Raw genomic sequence first — 17,347 nt, forward strand, 5'->3', positions numbered from 1 at the left:
TCAGTGGACGCTGCGGTTCGATGGCATTTGACTCAGGCGCTCGGTGAGCCTGATGCGCTGAATCGGGTCTTCGCTGAGCAGCAACGCGTGCTCCAGGTCGAAGCGTTCGGCCTGCGGGCATTCCAGGAATTGATACAGGCTGGCGCGGGCCAGGTGATCGCTGCTGGTCGCCTGGCCCAGCTCGATGATTCGATTGGCGTCTTTGAGCGCAGCAATGTAGTCATCGTTGAGCTGATGCAGGTGGCGCAGATTGCGCGACAAGCGCTGCAGCATATGGGTCGGTGTGGCGCGCTTCATGTGTTCGACGTGCAGTTGCAGGGTCGGGCCGAACTGGCGGATCAGCAGCTCGCGGCAGTCTTTGGGGTACAGCCTGCGCCCGCCGCAAGGGTCGAGCACATGGTCGGCACCCGGCACGCGGAGCAGAAAGTGGCCGGGAAAGTTGACGCCCTCCAGTGCGATGTCCAGCCGTCGTGCGATCTCCATTGCAATCAATGCCAGGCCCAATGGCTGCCCGCGTCGTTGCTGCACGATTTTGTGCAGCAGTGCGGAGTCAGGTTTCGGAGGGTTCCAGTCATCCTGTTGAAAGCCCAGGGCGCTGAGTTGTCGCAACAGCGGTTGTGCGAGTTCGGCAGCGGGCAGGACCGGCAGGGCTGCGCCGACCTGACGCTGCAACTGGTCCATCTCGCTCATCACCTCATGGCGCGCAAAGTGCGCGTCGTGTTCTACCGATACCCACAAGGCCGCTTCAAACACCGAGGGCGGCGTCTGTTGCAGGCAGGTCAGGCAATGCTGACGTGGAGTCATTGGCCACCCCGTGCGGCTCAGGCATTCAGTACGAAGACTCTTTGTAGCCCCGCCCGGGAGTTTCGTCCAGCCCCGCTTGTTTCTACTTGTTTAACGCCTCTATCAGTTCGGGCGTCACGTAGTGCGGACCGTCGAACAGGTACAGCGGATACCCGTCAAAAGCAGCAATCTGCGGTTTCAATTCGGCAGCGGTTGCCGAGCGGAAGCCACCACCGAACTGCGGGCGAAACGCTTCGACGATGATCCTTACGCGGTCTTTGCCCAGCCGTTTGCGCAAGGCATCGGCGTAGGTTCGGGCCACTGGCGCGGTGCGTGCGTAAACGCCGACACCGTCCTGAAAGAACACGCCGATGTCGTCCGGCAGCCAGGTTTTCAGCCAGTCGGCGGTGGCGGCGGGGCCGATGTTGGCGCCGTCGTAGACGCTTATCCACAAGGGTCTTGGCAGGTTTGCCAGCAGTGCGGGCAACTCCTTGGCACGGCTCCAGCTGGGATCGACCTCGGCCGGGAAATACCAGCCGGTGACATTGAGCGGGGTTTTGACCTTGGCCATCTGCGCCGAGAGCACCGCCAATTGTTCGATGTTGTCCCGTGAGCGATTCTCGCTGAAGTAGCCGGCCAGCCCGAGGATCACCTCTTGCGCCCAGGGCTGCTGGCCGATACGCGACCAGTCGGGCAGCACCGGCACATTCGGCAGGTCGGTGCCGGGTATGAACGACTGGTCATCGACCGCCGTCCACTGCACGAGCAATTGCCGCGCGCCGAGCTTGTCCCAGTCACCGCTGATACCGACCGTGGCGTTATCCGGCTGCCAGACTATGCCGACCACTCCCGGCCCCTTGGGCTGTATCAATTGATACAGCTCGCTGGAGGCGAAGGTCAGCGCAGCCACCAGCATGGCTGCCAGCGAAGTCTTGACCAGTGTTGTCTGGCGTAGCAGTGCGGCCAAAGCCTTCAAACATTACTCCCTGGTAGATGACTCGCGGTGATCACCACGAGAATGTCATGCGTGCGAATACGCCTTCTGCGCGGTCATCGCCAAAGACTTTCTCGCGGTATTGCACCGAGAAGTCGACATACGACTGAGGCGCCTTGTACGTGTCCTCGCGGAACCAGTAGCGCACACCGGTGCCCACGCCGATGCCGCCAGCGTTGCCGGACGATGTGCTGCTGCGGCCGAGGCTATCAACTTCGCTGCGCATCTTCGAATCGTAGTCCACTGCGGCGACCACGTGAGGGAATACCACCAATCGCGGGCTGATGCTGTCCAGGCGAAAGCTGCGCCCGACCTGCCATTCAGTGTTGAAGTAGTTGCGCTTGTCCTGCAGATAACGCCCGCCTTCAGCGTACAGCTGCGAGGTCCACCAGCTGGGCACATCGACCCGCAGATCAGTGCCGATGCTTGAGCCGTAGCCCAGACGCACCAGCCAGTCGCCGTCGGCGTTGGAGTTGCCCAAGGGAAAGGTGCGCTCAAACGCACCGATGACGTTGACCGCGCTGAACGGTTTGACGCGGATACCCAGCGCGCCCTGAAGTGCGTCCGCGCCGGTGTCGGAGTCGCCATCCTTGCTCCACAGCGTGTCGGTCACCCGGCCATAAAGCTCGACGAAACGCGCATTGCGGTAGCCCAATGGCCGCCAGAACACTTCGGTGCTGTTCTGTACACTGTCGTTCGTGCTGCTCGGCGCGCCGTTAAGACCACTGCTGGTGCTGGCGCCGCGATAGGTCGTGGTGTTGGTCAGGCCCCATTCGCGAGACAGGTCGGAGACGGCGCGCCGGGTGTCGAACACCTGTTGATCGGGCATCTGCAAATCGCCGGCCTGCTGGTATTCGAGCACGCGCTTGAAGTACGTGATGGCCTGCGCGTCGTCCGATGAGCGCATGGCGCTGTAAGCCGCATCCTGAACTTCACGGGGTTTGAGCCCGCTGCTGCGGTCAACCCGTTTGAATTCGGCAAGTGCTCCGCGATCATCGCCCGCCTGGCTGAGGAAGTAGGCAATCTGCACTTCATCGCCCGGCTGCAGTTGACCGGCATCGCGGGCCTTTTGCAGACGTTGCAACGCCTCTTTCGGCTGGCCCATCGCGGCGTACAGCGAAGCCTGCTCGCGCAGCGGCAGATTACCCACAGCGAGTGCCTGAGCGAAGTCCTGACGCGCGCCGTCCTGATCGCCGAGGCGTTGGCGCAGTTGCCCGCGTTGTGCGAGCAGGGTGGCATCGTTGCCGTTGAGCGCCAGCGCCTCGGTGGCGGCAGAGCGCGCTTCGGCATATTGCCCTTGGGCGATCAAAGCGCTGACCAGCAGTTTCCGATACGCCATTTGTTTCGGGAAGCTACGCACTGCGTCACGCGCTTCGCTGACCGCGGTTTCATTGTCACCGCGCGCCAGTGCCTTGTAGCCAGCGGCAGCCTTGTTGACCGCCACCTGTTCCTGAATCGCTTGCCGACGACGAGTCAGCACTGGCTGTGGACCGACTGCCAGCTCGGCATCGTTGATCGCTACCTGTGCTTGGTCCAGACGCTGCTGACGCTGCAGCGCCTCAATCAGCATCATGCGGTAATCGAGATTTTTTGGCGCCTGTGCAATGGCTTTGCGCGCATGGTTTGCCGAGCCATCGTAATCACGCCTGGCATAAGCGCGCAGCGCCTGATTGCCTTCCACATAGCCCGGCTTTACGCGGGCCTTGGGGAACCGCTGGGGGTGGTCGCGACGGTATTTGTCGCGCTCGGCCAGGGCAATCAAATCGTGCAACTGCTCGGCATCGCCCCGCTGGCGCAACGCTTCGCGCGCCTTGGCGATGGCGAGGTCGTAGTCCTTGCGGTTGTAGGCCATGTAGGCCTCGTTGGCGATGGCATACGCAGGACCGGTCAACGGCAACGGCAGTGTTTCTGCCTGACTGAGCGGCGCAACAAGGCTCAGGCCGCTCACCAGCAGCGACAGGATGAAGGGGCGCTTCATAGTGGCTGCTCCGTTTGATCGTCAGCGTGGTAGTGGTTGTGCTGACGTGCCACAGCCTGTTCGATGGTTTCTCTGGGTAGCACGCCGATGTCGACCAGGTAGTCGCCGATCCGGCCGTGCACATGCGGGCGATAACCAAGCATGGCTTTACGGAACACTTCGCGGTCCAGCAGCCCTTGCTCGATCAGCAGGTCGCCCAACAGCGGCGTAGCGGACGGCAACGGCTGACCTTCGACCACCTGAAGCTGGCGCAACTGCGTGACGATGTCGCTTTCACGCGCAATCAGCTGCACCGGTTCGGCACCCAACTGTTCGGTAATCTGTTGCAGGCCTTCTTCCGGGAGCGGGCTGGCGACCGCTATTTCCTGGCGACCCAGTGCATTCATTTGCAGCGGCACGACACGCCAGCGCAGGCAGAACTCATCCGCCAGCGGATTACTCGCGCTACGTTTGCCGGCAATGTCGAACACCCGTGGCAGATCGTTCTGGAACGCAATGGCCTCCGCCAGGGTTTCATCGTCGAGCCAGCCGTGGCTGAGTAGAATCCGGCCCAGCGGCACTTGGCGAGTCTGTTGCTCGGCCAGTGCGGTCTGAAGTTTCTCGTCGTTGATGGCCTGCCACGAGATCAGCACGCTGCCCAGACGTCGCGGCGCGGCGGCCACCAGGTCGGTGGACGGGAAGTCGTGCATGGTCTTGTCCCAGACCAGTTTGCGATTGAGCACCTTGCCGACCAGAAACATCCGCCAGGCGCGCGCCGCAGCCATGAAGTTGACGAAGTTGCCGACCACCATGCGCGGTATGGACAGCAAGCCATGCTGCCAGCCATACAGAACCGTAGTGAAGTAGCAGCGGTGCAAAATCCGCCACAGCAATGCGATGCCGTTGGCCACCAGCAGGTACTGAATGAGGCCGTTGGTTTCAAACGGTGTCGGGAAGCTGGTGTTCCAAAGCCCGCTGGAACGCAGGACGATCAACGCCAGCAACTGCACGAGAATCAGGTAAGCAATGATGCTGACAAACGAGGTCACCACGCCTTTACGGTCGCGAAACAGCAGGTAACGGTTCGCCAGCGAACCGGTCCAGCCCATTTGCTCCCAGCCTTGCAGGCCGATGCCCAGTGTCCAGCGGGCCTTCTGGCGAAAAGCGGTGCGGAAGGTGTCCGGGAAAAATTCCCGGACACACAGTGGCATCTCCAGCGTCGACTCGTATGGCTTGCGGAACCACGATTTGCGCAGCACCCGGAACTGCACCGGAAAACGCACAAAGATCGCCTGCATGCCGTACTTCGCCAACCGCGCGCCTACGTCATAGTCTTCGGTCAGGCTTTCGGTGTTGAACGGCTGGTTCTGGTTTTCATCGGCCAGCACCATCAAGGCACGCCGCGAGAAACACGTGCCGACGCCGGCCGAGGGCACGGTGTCGGTCATGCTTTCGCGAACCACCAGGTCCTTGCCGTGCCATTCGGCGAACTCATCCATGTAGGTCCCGGCCACCCATTCGTACCAGTTGCGCTCCAGCGACACGACTGGCAACTGGATCATGTCCTTGCGCGGCAACAGGTAGTTGAACAGACGCAGCTCAAGCGGGTGCAGCACGTCTTCGCTGTCGTGCAGGATGGTTCCGGCGAACTGCACGGCATGGGTCTGCTCGTACAGGAAAATCGCCTGGATCACCCAGTTCAGACAGTCGGCCTTGCAGGTCGGGCCATTGTGCGGCACCTCCACGCGGTGCAACTGCTTGTAGCGGCGGCGCATGCGCTCCACTTCATCGATGGTGCGCTGGTCGTTGATGTAAGTGCCGACAAAAACCACGTAGTTCTGGTAGTCGAGCGTTGACACCATGTTTTCGATCATCGGCGCGATGACGTCGTATTCCAGCCACGCCGGAACCATGATCGCCAGCGGCTGCTCGTCGCGGGCAATCAACTGCTCGGCGGTAAGCGGCCGGTAGCGGCGCTCGGCGGTGAACTTGCGGTACAGCCGTCTGGCCCAGTACCAGAGGTCGATGAACAGGTCATCGATGCTCGATACCAGAATGATCAGCCCGACAATGATCGTCGCGACTTCCAGCATGCTGTAGTAATGGGCCAGCCAGTAAGGCCAATAGAGCGACGTCATTGCGGCGTCCTGTTACGAGCGATTGCGACGGGCGTTACGGCCAGCCAGCAACAGGATGAGAAACAGTACGATGCCGGCCGGAATCAGCCACAGCAGCGAAGGTTTGCGCCAGGCGTCGATGCCGGTGCTTTCCTCGTCCTCAATCATCTGGCTGCCGGTCGGATCCTTGGCGTCAAAGGTGGTGAGTGAGCCGCTGTCGGCCAATACCGTGGCATTGCCGCGCTCCAGCAGCACTGGACGCTCGAACACCGGGGCCTGACCGCCGAGGGTGCGATAGACCATGCCGTGCTGACCGCCCGCTTCGATCACTTGCAGCGAAGCCAGGTGGTTGAGGGACTTGAGGTCGAGCAGCGTCTGTTCTTTATGGTTGATCAGCAGATGGCCGTCGTTGCTGACCCTGACCGACTCGGCAGCGTCCTTGACGGGCAGCTCGAAGGCCAGAAACGCCTTGGCCGGGGTCACGGCAACGCTGGCGTCATCGCTGACGCTCAGTTGGGCGCGCAACGGCGAGACGCCGGAGGCGCTGGCGATGCGGATGACCTGCGGCAGGCTGCTGGCCGGGCGCTCAAGGTAGCCTTTAGGCACCATCACCTGAGTGTCGGTGGCGAATCGCGCCGCCATGCCCGAGAAATTCTCGTCCGGTGTCACCTTGTCCAGCACCACGTGACTGGTTGGCAGTACCGAGATCGGGAAAGCCTGCGGCGTTTCAAGGCACTGGTTGCTCACCGGCTGACGCTGGAAAGACACACGCAGGACGTTCTGCGCTGCCAGTGCGTATTGTGGGATCCGTGCTTCGATGCGCTCTTTCTTGCCATCGGCGGTCAGTTGCATCGCACCGATCAGGTAATCGTTGAGGAACAGCGTGGCCACCGGCGGCGTTCCCGACGCGCCCGGTGCAGCGGCCACGTCGATCATCGCGGTCACCGGCACACGACCGTCATAGGCCACGCTGCCCAGCGGGAAAGAAGCGCTCCAGTCGGTTTTCGCCAGCACATCCACGGTGCCAGGCTTGCCGCCCAGACGCGTCAGCGCTACACGGCCGTCTTCACTGAGCGGCATGGCGGTCTCTTCGCCAATGGTCAACTGGCGATTGCGCGCCAGTGTGTTCCACGCCGAACTGAACAGGCCGATGGCTTTGCTGGCCGACTCTGGCTTGATCATCAACAGCGCGCGATTGCCCAGCAGGGCCAGGCTCACGTCTTCGGTGCTGTTGGCGAGCGGTTGCTTGATATGCCGTGCACGCCACTGGGTCAGCGCAGCGCCGGCCGAGGCATCAAGGCCTTGTACCTGCGCCTGAAGAGCGTTCAGGGAATCATCGATGGCCTTGAGCAATGGCGCGTCGCTGAGCGCAAGGTCTGCCTGCAACGCAGGTGTCTGGCCGAGCATCAGCAATGCGCCGATCTCTGCCGGGTCGCGCAGGGTGTACTGCCCCTTGCCGTCGAGGCTGGCGAACGCCGGGATCTGCTTGAGCTCTGCCGGAATGTTCAGGTTGCTCAGGTCCACGCTGTCCTGCACGGCTGGAAACGGCAGAATGCGTGCCTGTTTACCGATCCGCTCCAGCGCCACGCCCATACGCCAGGCCGCATCGTAGCTGGCGCTGGACAAGGTGCCCGGCGCAACCAGTAAGCCAGGTTTGCCGGGCAGCGCATTCCATGCCGCACCGACATCCTGCAACTGGCTGGCGTCATAGCTGTACGTCAGGCGCGTGTGCGGGTCGATGCGCAATACATTGCCGATGGCGCGCTGGTCTTCGCAGAGCACCTTGGAGATCACCGAGGACCAGGCGATCCCCAGACGCACCGAGCCGCTTTCGCGCGCGGCCTTGTCGACGCCCAGGGTCGCGCTGGCGTTGCCCTGTTCTTCGTTGAGGCCCAGTGCACGCACCGGATAACCGTCCAGCGACAGCAGCAGCGTATTGCGGCCGGCTTCGCCATTCAGATAGCTGGCGTCAAAGTTCAGCGTCGCATCAGTCAGCGGCACATTGGCCGGCACCGGCAGGTAGAGCTCGCGGCGCGCATCTGTAGCATTGAGGATGATCGGGCGATCAATGCCCAGCTCCCTCAACTCGATCACGCGTTCCTGACGGCTGTCAGCCGTGATCCGGTTGATCGCCTGGGTCAACGGGCTCTCGGCAGCGAGGGCAAAGGCAGGCATCAGAGCCAACAGGCTCATCCCGCAGGCAAGGACATTCAACGCGCCCATGTTTACGGCAACGGAAGATTTCATCAGGCAGATCTCGGTGAGGGCTCAAGGCCATTGGGTCTTGATGCAGAGTGCCGGTGCGTTACAACGTTTTACGGGCACTCGGTTGGAACCGAGTGCCCTTGTCGCTTGCGGACTGCATCCTGCGGAATTGTTCAGGTGTTGGTGTGCGCTACCTGCGCGTTTTTTCGTTAACCGGCCATCGAGCGCATCCGGGAATGGTGCGGCTGAGGCTTGATTCGGGTGTCGCGTTGCGCGTCCATCGAATCAGGTCGGTGGCGCGGCAGTTCGGCGACAAACTCATCCACCGGGCGGCCCATCAGTGCATCGACAATGCGTGCACTGGCTTTGCCGTCGCCATAAGGGTTGGCCGAACGGGAGGCGTTCTGCCAGAGAATTTCGTCATCAAACAGAGCGTTCACGCCGTTGATGATTGCATCCGTCTCGGTGCCCACCAGGCGTACGGTGCCTGCAGCAACGGCTTCCGGACGCTCGGTGACATCGCGCATCACCAGCACCGGCTTGCCCAGCGAGGGCGCTTCTTCCTGCACGCCGCCTGAGTCAGTGAGGATGACGTGGGCACGTTGCATCAGGCGCACGAACGACAGGTAGTCCAGCGGCTTGATCAGGTGCACGTTGGGCAATTCGCCCAGGTGCTCGGTCACCGGCCCCAGCACATTGGGGTTCAGGTGTACCGGATAGACAATTTGCATATCGTCGCGTTTGGCCAGCTCGGCCAGCGCCTTGCAGATATTCAGGAAGCCATCGCCGAAATTCTCGCGACGATGCCCTGTGACCACCAGAACCTTGCGCTCAGGCACCAGAAAAGAGAACTGGCGATCAAGTGCGTGGCGCAACTGGCGGTTGCTGTCGATTCGCTCAGCGGTCAGTTGCAGCGCGTCGATCACGGTGTTGCCGGTCACAAACGACACGCCTTGCAGGCGTTCGCCCAGCACGTTGCGGCGGGACTCGGCAGTGGGTGCAAACAGGTGATCGGAGATCAGGTCGATGCAACGACGGTTCATCTCTTCAGGCCAGGGCTGACGGATGTCGCCAGTACGCAGGCCCGCTTCGACGTGGCCGATGGGTATGCGCCTGTGAAACGCCGACATGGCCGCAACCATCGCCGACGTGGTGTCACCGTGAACCAGAACCTTGTCCGGCTTCATGTCATCCAGAATCGGGTCGATGGCGGCGTAAAGCGCTGCCGTCAGGGAGTTCAGGGTCTGCTCGGGGCGCATCACGTCGAGGCTGTAATCAGCCTTGAGCTCGAACATGTCCAGCACCTGTTGCAGCATGCTCTGGTGTTGCCCGGTGATGCAGATTCTCGAATCGATACCCGGCTCTGCGGCCAGTGCTCTGACCAGAGGTGCCATCTTGATGGCTTCTGGACGAGTGCCGAAAATTGAAAGGACCTTCATTCTGGGGTGTTGACCAGCCATTTATTTCCTCCCGCGCTTTGAGCGCGCCGCACAGCAGCAAAACCAGGCTGCAACCAGCTTGGTTAGCTTGTGAGTTGATGAGTTTCTCGGGCGGGAATAATCGGAGTGGATGACTCGATGTTCACTTCAATGTGATGTAGCGAGGTGCCTTGTTACCCGGAATTGTCAGGATTATTAGCAGAAGAACTTAATAAAGCCAAATTTTTTATTAACTATTTTTCAAAGTAACAGCTTGTCGGAACTTTCATTTTTTAATACGGTCTGTAAATGGTTAAAACTTTTAAAAGTCAGGTTTTGGCCAATGAATACGGGGTGTTGAGGCCCTGATAGTAGCGCGGTTGCGACAGTTTTCATAGGCTGTACATGTGCTGTAACTGGGCGTGATGGCAAAAAGTTCCAACAAAAAAACAGCGGCGTCGGTCCGGGTCACTACAGCAGATTCCTGACGCCTGTTAAATGACAATAATAGAGAAGGGGTTCACAAAACTGGCGCTGAGATTATGACGGTGTGGAACTTTAATTATGCAATGAGTTTGCAGGAAGGGCGAGCAGGGGGTTGTTGTGAGCCGGGTTACATATGATCAAGTTGTCAGGCGCAGGCACTATCAAATCAAAGGCAATCAGGTCAAACGCAGTTGCTTGAATCAACAGGTGAGCAATCAGCGACCTCCTCGGGTGAGGAGGATCGCAGGGCAGGCCGCAATCAGCCTTCTGACTCGGCAGGCTCCGAGAGCTCGCTCAACGCTGTTGCGTTGTTTTTGAACGCCGCTGCAAACACGGCCCGATTCTTCGCCATATAGATGCTCGCATCCTCAGCATGCTTCTCCGAGAGCCCCGGTACGTTCTTGATCAGGACGTCGGTGAGAAGCTCGGCCAGCTCGAGCATTTGGTCGTGCGCATCGGCGAGTTTACGGTCCACGAAAGTAGTCTCCAGATCGCGGGTACTGCGGTAAAGGGTTTCAACAGCCATGTTGGCCTCGTCGTCTTATCCAGTGTTTAAGGGGCTAGACCCGGACGCTCAGCGCTTCACGCTCTGACCAGCGGGTTGATGCAAAAGCTGTGATCGTGCATGACCAGCATGCCGGTCAGGTATCGCGAGCGGTGCACCGCATCGGGTGCGCCACATTGAAGGCCAATCAACTCACGCACGCATCTGCGTTGCGGTGATTCTCGATTACTGTGTTTTTATACAGTAAAAGCCGTGTGCCAATCAACCCCTGCCTGACTGATGGCGTTTGAGCATCTTTTTGCCCGATAAATGTGCCTTGCGACAACCCGTCGCGCTCTCAACCATAGCCTATGGCCCTGTTCCTGCTTTAAAAAGCAGGCCACAACGAGCGTCATGAGTACCCGGCATCATCCGGTTGGCATAAACCAAGGTTCAGAGGTAAAGCGTCATGGGAAACAAATGGGCAGTAAAGATAAGGCATCGTGTGCATGCGCAGGCCGAATCACTGGGCAACCTCTGCGTCGAGAGCTTCCACTTTCTTGCGCTGTTCGCCATCGGCGCAATCACCGCCTGGGCGTCAGTGGTCGCATTCCTGGGCATGGTCGAGAAAGGCAACGTCACTGTCGATGACATTCTGTTGCTGTTCATTTACCTGGAACTGGGGGCGATGACGGGGATTTATTTCAAGACCAACCACATGCCCGTGCGCTTTTTGATCTACGTCGCGATCACGGCCCTGACTCGCTTGCTGATTTCCGACGTGTCCCACCACAACCCGCCGGACATTGGCATCATCTACCTGTGTGGCGGCATTCTGTTGCTGGCGTTCGCGATTCTGGTCGTGCGCTACGCGTCGTACAAATACCCGTCGGCGAAGATTCCCGATTCATCCAGCGCGGTCAAAGGCGCCGTGACCGAGGAGAAAGGCGAGATCTGATGCGGCAATGGCGGCATCCGGGAACGATGCCGCCATGAAGTTGCTAGACAGGCATTGCTATAAAGGTATCAGTTAGCCCAGACCCCGGCGTGCCAGTGCCAGCCATCCCCTGCGCTTTCCCAGTGCGGATGCACATAGCGATAGCCAGGCCGTTCCGCCTCCCAGTGGCCGTGAACCGGCACGTAGCGCTCACCATTCCAGTGCCAGTAACCACGCGCCCACACATAGCCGGGACGCGCAGCCGGTTCGACTTCGATCACCCGCTCGGGCGGCGCTTGCGGCGCGATGACTTCTTCGACGTATTCATGATGCGCGTGCGATCGCTCATGCACGACTCGCTCCTCGACACAACCTGACGCTATCGCAAGTGATGCGATCAATACCCCGTAACGTAAGAACATGTTGCCTCCTCGGAATTATCCGGCGGTGCAGTGGCGCTGAACGCAATGCCCAGTCGCTCGAATGTTTCTGCGCAAGGAATGTTGTAGCAGGTTGTATCTGTACTTTTGCTGAACCTGGGGGAGGGGCTGAAGCGTTCAAAATCCTGACTTCATCAACGACGCCAGGGCTTTGTGAATGGGCAGGATTGAAAATTGACAGGCTATGAAGCGGGGAGTGGCGGATCCACCCCCGAAATAAATGTCGTCAGATGGCGGCGGTTGTATTCGTCTGGCCTGAGGCCCAAAGACCATTCGCAGGCCTCGGCGCTTTCTGCAGCGTAACACCGTCGGTCATCGCCGCGAGAATCTTGATAGCGCTCTCGCCACGCTCGATGGCGATACCGAATTGCACGCTTTCGATGAGCTTGCGCAGGCGTAGCGGATCGTTACGTTGCGCGGCGCTGATCAGGCGCTTGGCAACGACCCCGCGTTCGTTGGACAAGGTCAGCATGATGCTGCCTTCCAGCCCCTGAATGCTCAGATTCACCCGATAGTCGGGGTGAAATGTGTCCGTGATCATCTGAAAAGGATTGTCCATATCATTCACCTGCTCAATGGTTCTGCATAAGTTGACCGGGTATTTGTCCTTTTGGTTCTCGATGACTGATCAGCGGTTGCTTTACTCCTGTGCTTGCTGCTGACAGATTTTGATGTCATCTTTCGCGTTAATGATAATTTTTCGTGTTTGAGAAGCTTTGACGTATGCGCGACTTTTCCGCCGTTGATGATGACGCCAGTCGTCGCCAACAAATGACCGAGCTCTACGTCGACCACCACTCGTGGTTGCAGAACTGGCTGCGGAAAAAACTGGGCTGCTCGCAGCGTGCAGCCGATCTTGCTCATGATGCTTTCGTTCGAATTCTTACCTTGACCGAGCCGCTCAACCTCAAGGAACCGCGCGCTTTTCTGGCGACCACGGCCACCCGTCTGCTGATTGACGGTGCCCGCCGCCGCAAGGTCGAACGCGCTTATCTGGATGCGTTGGCGCTGCATGCCGACGAGGCGAGCATTCCCAGCCCTGAAGCCATTCACGCCGCGCTGCAGATACTCGAGCGAATCGCCCGGTTGCTTGAAGGTCTGCCCGAAAAACCGCGGCAGGCCTTCTTGCTCCACCGTCTCGATGGTCTGACGTACAGCGAAATCGCCACTCATTTGGGGGTGTCCTCCAGCATGGTCAAACAGTACATGGCCAGCGTCATGGTGCATTGCTACAAGGCACTGCATGGTTCGGGCCATTTTGCATGAGCGACCAGCGTGAACCCTCCGAACGAATGATCACCGAGGCCGCTTCCTGGCTGGCCTTGCTTCAGGATGAGCCGGTCAGCGCGGCCGACAGACATGCATTCGAACGCTGGCGAAAGGCTGATCCGGGGCATCAGCTTGCGCTGTCGCGGATGCAGTCTCTGTGGGGCAGTTTTGACGAATTGTCCGACACTCCGGCGCGCATCGCCCTTCGTCAGACGTTCGCACCTGCGGGGTCGAAACCGACCTCGCGTACTGTTCAGGCGCTGGCCTTGGTGGGGGTGCTGGTGTGCGGCTGGATGAGTGTCGAGCGCCTGCCGGTGTGGATGGCAGACCGGCACACCGACGTGGGCGAGCGAAGCGAATTTTCCCTTGCCGATGGCAGCCAGGTGCAGCTCAACAGTGGCTCTGCGCTGGATGTTAAATTCGATGGACGGCAACGCGTGATCGAATTGTTACAAGGCGAATTGTGGGTCGAGGTGGCCAAAGATGTGCAGCGACCATTTGTGGTGCGCACAGACCAGGGCACCATCACCGCGCTGGGCACACGTTTTGTGGTTCGTCGCGGCGAGGAGGGCACCACGGTCAGCGTGCTGGAATCGGCCATTGCCGCCCAGGCCAACACGGCAGATGTGATAAATGTGGCTACCGGTCAGCAGGCGCTGCTCAAGGATGGACGCGTGCAGACGCCGCACGCATTGGGCAGTGATGACCCGGCAGACTGGACGCGCGGCGTGCTCAAGGTCGATGACCGGCCGTTGAGTGAAGTGCTGCAAACCCTGGCGACCTATCGCCACGGCCTGTTGCGCTACGATACGCAAGCGCTTGCAGGCCTGCGCGTGTCGGGCGTGTTCCGGCTGGATGACACCGATGCGGCATTGGCCACACTGGCTGACAACTTGCCGATCAAGGTCGAGCGGTTTACCGACCTGCTGGTCATCGTCAAGCCTGACGCTCGATGACACAGCGCTGATAAAAGACAAAAAGGGCGAACCGTTGCCGGTTCGCCCTTTGTTTGCAAAACGTGTCTGTTTTGCGAGATGTGTCAGATTATCAGCCCAAACGAGCGGCCTCTTTCTCCTGCTCTTTTTCCAGAAATTCTTCTTCGAGCAGCGCATCCGGGCTGATCGGGTCGTCGTCCTGCTCGGCAATAACCGGCGCAGCACTGCGTTTGCCACGCAGTTTGCCAAACAGATGCTCCAGAGCGTGATCAAGCTTCACGGCTGCGCCGTCCACCGCCTGATCGACCGTATCGGCCTTGTGGGAAACAGAAATGGGTTGGTGTCCTTTTGGCCGGGCTTCCATCTGGCATTTGATGTCATGCGGGCCGGGCTTGTCGCCGTTTTCATCGCGGATATGGACTTCCACGCGAGTCAGGTCTTCATCGTAGTGTTCGAGCGTGCTTTCAACGGTGGTACGAACCCACTCCTCCAGTCGGATACTGCTTTCGATGTGATTATCGCTATTGACCTGGATTTGCATAGTTAATCCTTATTAGGGCTTGCTCGTGCGAGGCTGGACTGCGTGATTCCTTGCGGAATCGATTTCGTTTGCGCTCATTCACAGTGTTGGCGGCAATGGCCCAACAATTCAACCCCAATATGGAAGAAATATTTCGCAGTAAAAAAATTATTCGTGATTTATTGAATGAAAATCCATCTCATTCGCTGTCTGTTTTGCGATCGTGTGCGTCATGGCTAAGGAACCCCAATCTATACCAAGGATCTGTCATGCCCCGTCCCGCCCGTTCGCTGCACCCCTTGGCACTTGCCGTACTCATGGCCTGTGCAGCGATGCCGTCGCACGCCGCCCAGCCTTCGTCGCCGAATGCAGACGTCAGTGCGGCGCGCAGTTTCTCGATACCGGCTGGGGATTTGAGCCAGGTGCTCAATACGTTTTCGGAGCAGGCGGGCCTTGCGCTGGCGTTCGACCCGGCGCTTACCCGGGGTAAACGCAGCCCCGGTTTGCAGGGGCAGTACGGCACCGACGAGGCGATTGCCCGCTTGCTGAGCGGCAGCGGTTTGCGCGCCACGGCATTGTCGGCCAACCGTTATCGCATCGAGACCGCGCCCGAGGCGGTGGAGGGGTCGCTGGAATTGCAGGCGACCACCATCAGCGGCGCGTCCCGGCTGGAGACCGCTACGGGGCCTGTAACCGGTTATGTGGCGACGCGTGGCCTCTCGGCGACCAAGACCGACACTGCGCTGATCGAAACCCCGCAGTCGATCTCGGTGGTGACCAAAGACCAGATGAAAGCCCAGGGCGCCGAGAACCTCAGCCAGATGTTGCGCTATAGCGCCGCCGTGGTGCCCGAGACACGTGGCTCGACGGCTTCGCGTCTGGACATGCTGAGCATCCGCGGTTTTTCGCCTGCGCTGTATCTGGACGGGCTGCGCATGCCGGACAACCGTGATGCCGCGCCACAGAAAGACGTGTTCGATCTGGAGCGTGTGGAAGTGCTGCGTGGTCCTGCGTCGGTGCTGTACGGTCAGGCCAGCCCCAGTGGTGTGGTGAACATGGTCAGCAAATTGCCCACCGAGACGCCGTTCCATGAGATCGGTCTGACGTATGGCACCTTCAACAAGAAGCGCACCACGTTCGATTTTGGCGGGCCGATTGATGATCAGGGTGTTTATTCCTATCGCCTGTCCGGGCTGTACGACGATGCCGACGGCCAGATCGAACACACCGAAACCCGTCGCCAGTCACTGGCCTCGGCGTTCACCTGGCGGCCCGACGAGGACACTTCGCTGACCCTGCTGGCCAATCTGCAGAGCGATCCCAAGGGGGCTTCCTACGGATCGATGCCGGCCTATGGTTCGGTGGTGAAAAGCCCGACCGGGCGGCACATCGATTTCGATTTCTATGATGGCGAGAAGAATTTCGAGAAGAGCGACCGTGAATATCACGCCGTCGGTTACCTGTTCGAGCACCATCTGAACGACGTCTGGACCTTGCGCCAGAACGCCCGCTATCTGCGCAGCGAAGGGGTTTACCGAAGCATCTACAACGGCTGGGGCACATTGCAGCCTGACTATCGCACCTCCGAACGCGCCACCATCGCCACCGATGTGAATCTGGACTCCTACACCATCGATAACCAGATGCAGGCCAATTTCGACACCGGCCCGTTGCAGCACACGCTATTGCTGGGTGCGGATTATCAGAACACCAGCACTGATACCAAAGCGGGTTACGGCATAGGGCCAACGCTGGACATTTTCGACCCGGTCTATGGCTCGCCTGTCGAGGTTCCAGCCTTTACCGAGTCGAGCACACAGCGTGATCAGCAGAAGGGCCTGTACCTGCAAGAGCAGTTGAAGTGGGACAAATGGGTGCTGTTGATGGGCGGCCGCTACGACTGGGCCGAGAGCAGCAACAGTTCTACCAACCTGACTTCAGGCACCAAGACCCGGTCTTCGGCTGACAGCGAAGCGTTCACCGGGCGTCTGGGTCTGGTTTACCTGTTTGATAACGGCCTGGCGCCTTACATCAGTTATTCGGAATCCTTCGAGCCACAAAGCGGCACGGGGCTGGGCGGTGCGTTGTTCGATCCGACCGAAGGCACCCAATACGAGCTGGGTATCAAGTATCAGCCGCCAGGCAGCAACAGCTTCATCACGGCGGCGATTTTCGACCTGCGTCGTTCCAATGTGCTGAGCCAGGACCCCAATGGCAACCTGTGCAACGGCGCGGTCTGTCAGGTGCAGACCGGTGAAGTGCAGTCGCGTGGTTTCGAGCTGGAAGGTAAGGCCAGTTTGAATGACAACCTGGACATCACTGCGGCGTACGCCTATCTCGACAACCGGGTGACCAAGTCCAGCAACGTGGTCAATGTCACGTCCGGCATCATCGGCGATGCGCCAGGTCCTGATCTGACCACCAAAGGCACCACGGCACCGGCCATTCCACGCCACACCGCCTCGGCGTGGGTGGATTACACGGTTCATGACGGGCAGTTGAAAGGCGCTGGTGTGGGTGGCGGCGCACGTTATGTGGGCGCGAGTTGGGGGGATGAAGCCAACACCCTGAAAGTGCCGGGTTATACGCTGTTCGATGCCGCCGTGCATTACGACATTCCGAACATCAGCAACGCGATGGACAACCTGCGCCTGGCGCTGAATGTCACCAATCTCGCCAACAAGGAGTACGTTGCGTCGTGCTACACCTACTCATGGTGCTGGTACGGCTCGCAACGCACCGTGCAGGCGAGTGCTACGTATCGGTGGTGAGACAGGCTGAAAAGCGTGAATCGGTCGTGCC

At 59.7% G+C, this 17,347-nt stretch carries 14 protein-coding genes; 4 read left to right on the forward strand and 10 right to left on the reverse strand.

Features of this window, described 5'->3' with window-relative positions; translation table 11 throughout:
- The 7 genes from QRN38_RS09425 to QRN38_RS09455 all read right to left on the reverse strand — a co-directional run bounded on the left by QRN38_RS09425 (position 1) and on the right by QRN38_RS09455 (position 10,486).
- Entirely contained in the window at positions 1 to 804 is an 804-nt protein-coding gene (locus QRN38_RS09425; RefSeq protein WP_057419188.1) for a SirB1 family protein, read from the reverse strand.
- 82 nt (positions 805 to 886) lie between these two features.
- Positions 887 to 1,759: an alpha-amylase family protein gene (locus QRN38_RS09430; protein WP_005764231.1), complete on the reverse strand. Its 873-nt coding sequence runs from the start codon at positions 1,757 to 1,759 to the stop codon at positions 887 to 889.
- Between the two features lie 31 nt (positions 1,760 to 1,790).
- Positions 1,791 to 3,755 (reverse strand): bacteriophage N4 adsorption protein A, encoded by a 1,965-nt coding sequence (locus tag QRN38_RS09435; RefSeq protein WP_057419187.1) that lies wholly within the window; start codon positions 3,753 to 3,755, stop codon positions 1,791 to 1,793.
- Positions 3,752 to 5,872, reverse strand: a complete 2,121-nt coding sequence (locus QRN38_RS09440; protein WP_007244075.1) for a glycosyl transferase family protein — start codon at positions 5,870 to 5,872, stop codon at positions 3,752 to 3,754. The genes QRN38_RS09435 and QRN38_RS09440 overlap by 4 nt, the downstream gene beginning before the upstream one ends.
- Before the next feature lie 12 nt (positions 5,873 to 5,884).
- Positions 5,885 to 8,098, reverse strand: coding sequence for a cellulose biosynthesis cyclic di-GMP-binding regulatory protein BcsB (locus tag QRN38_RS09445; protein WP_057416324.1), 2,214 nt, complete (start codon positions 8,096 to 8,098; stop codon positions 5,885 to 5,887).
- Between the two features lie 167 nt (positions 8,099 to 8,265).
- Positions 8,266 to 9,516 (reverse strand): non-hydrolyzing UDP-N-acetylglucosamine 2-epimerase, encoded by a 1,251-nt coding sequence (gene wecB, locus QRN38_RS09450; RefSeq protein WP_024666614.1) that lies wholly within the window; start codon positions 9,514 to 9,516, stop codon positions 8,266 to 8,268.
- Between the two features lie 703 nt (positions 9,517 to 10,219).
- Complete coding sequence (locus tag QRN38_RS09455; RefSeq protein ID WP_005764221.1) at positions 10,220 to 10,486, reverse strand: YebG family protein; 267 nt, start codon at positions 10,484 to 10,486, stop codon at positions 10,220 to 10,222.
- 427 nt (positions 10,487 to 10,913) lie between these two features.
- Between QRN38_RS09455 and QRN38_RS09460 the strand changes: the two genes are divergently transcribed.
- Positions 10,914 to 11,402 (forward strand): phosphate-starvation-inducible protein PsiE, encoded by a 489-nt coding sequence (locus QRN38_RS09460; RefSeq protein ID WP_010437603.1) that lies wholly within the window; start codon positions 10,914 to 10,916, stop codon positions 11,400 to 11,402.
- Positions 11,403 to 11,470: 68 nt separating this feature from the next.
- Here the strand turns inward: QRN38_RS09460 and QRN38_RS09465 are convergent, their stop codons facing one another.
- Together QRN38_RS09465 and QRN38_RS09470 are read right to left on the reverse strand one after the other, a co-directional pair.
- A complete protein-coding gene (locus tag QRN38_RS09465; RefSeq protein ID WP_007244070.1) occupies positions 11,471 to 11,803 on the reverse strand; it encodes a YXWGXW repeat-containing protein in 333 nt (110 codons plus the stop codon).
- A gap of 244 nt (positions 11,804 to 12,047) precedes the next feature.
- Entirely contained in the window at positions 12,048 to 12,380 is a 333-nt protein-coding gene (locus QRN38_RS09470) for a DUF3509 domain-containing protein (protein WP_024666616.1), read from the reverse strand.
- 164 nt (positions 12,381 to 12,544) lie between these two features.
- On the opposite strand from QRN38_RS09470, the gene QRN38_RS09475 reads away from it, so the two are divergent.
- Together QRN38_RS09475 and QRN38_RS09480 are read left to right on the forward strand one after the other, a co-directional pair.
- A complete protein-coding gene (locus tag QRN38_RS09475) occupies positions 12,545 to 13,087 on the forward strand; it encodes a sigma-70 family RNA polymerase sigma factor (RefSeq protein ID WP_007244069.1) in 543 nt (180 codons plus the stop codon).
- Positions 13,084 to 14,046: a FecR family protein gene (locus QRN38_RS09480; protein ID WP_057419186.1), complete on the forward strand. Its 963-nt coding sequence runs from the start codon at positions 13,084 to 13,086 to the stop codon at positions 14,044 to 14,046. The genes QRN38_RS09475 and QRN38_RS09480 overlap by 4 nt, the downstream gene beginning before the upstream one ends.
- A 91-nt stretch (positions 14,047 to 14,137) precedes the next feature.
- Here QRN38_RS09480 and QRN38_RS09485 read toward each other — a convergent pair whose 3' ends face one another.
- Positions 14,138 to 14,566 carry an HPF/RaiA family ribosome-associated protein gene (locus QRN38_RS09485; protein WP_005764200.1) on the reverse strand — a complete coding sequence of 143 codons (429 nt, stop codon included), beginning with the start codon at positions 14,564 to 14,566 and terminating at the stop codon, positions 14,138 to 14,140.
- 248 nt (positions 14,567 to 14,814) lie between these two features.
- Between QRN38_RS09485 and QRN38_RS09490 the strand changes: the two genes are divergently transcribed.
- Complete coding sequence (locus QRN38_RS09490; protein ID WP_057419185.1) at positions 14,815 to 17,316, forward strand: TonB-dependent siderophore receptor; 2,502 nt, start codon at positions 14,815 to 14,817, stop codon at positions 17,314 to 17,316.
- The last annotated feature ends 31 nt before the right edge of the window (positions 17,317 to 17,347 follow it).

Origin of the sequence: Pseudomonas sp. CFBP2511 (assembly GCF_030209255.1) — a bacterium.
GTDB lineage: Bacteria > Pseudomonadota > Gammaproteobacteria > Pseudomonadales > Pseudomonadaceae > Aquipseudomonas > Aquipseudomonas avellanae.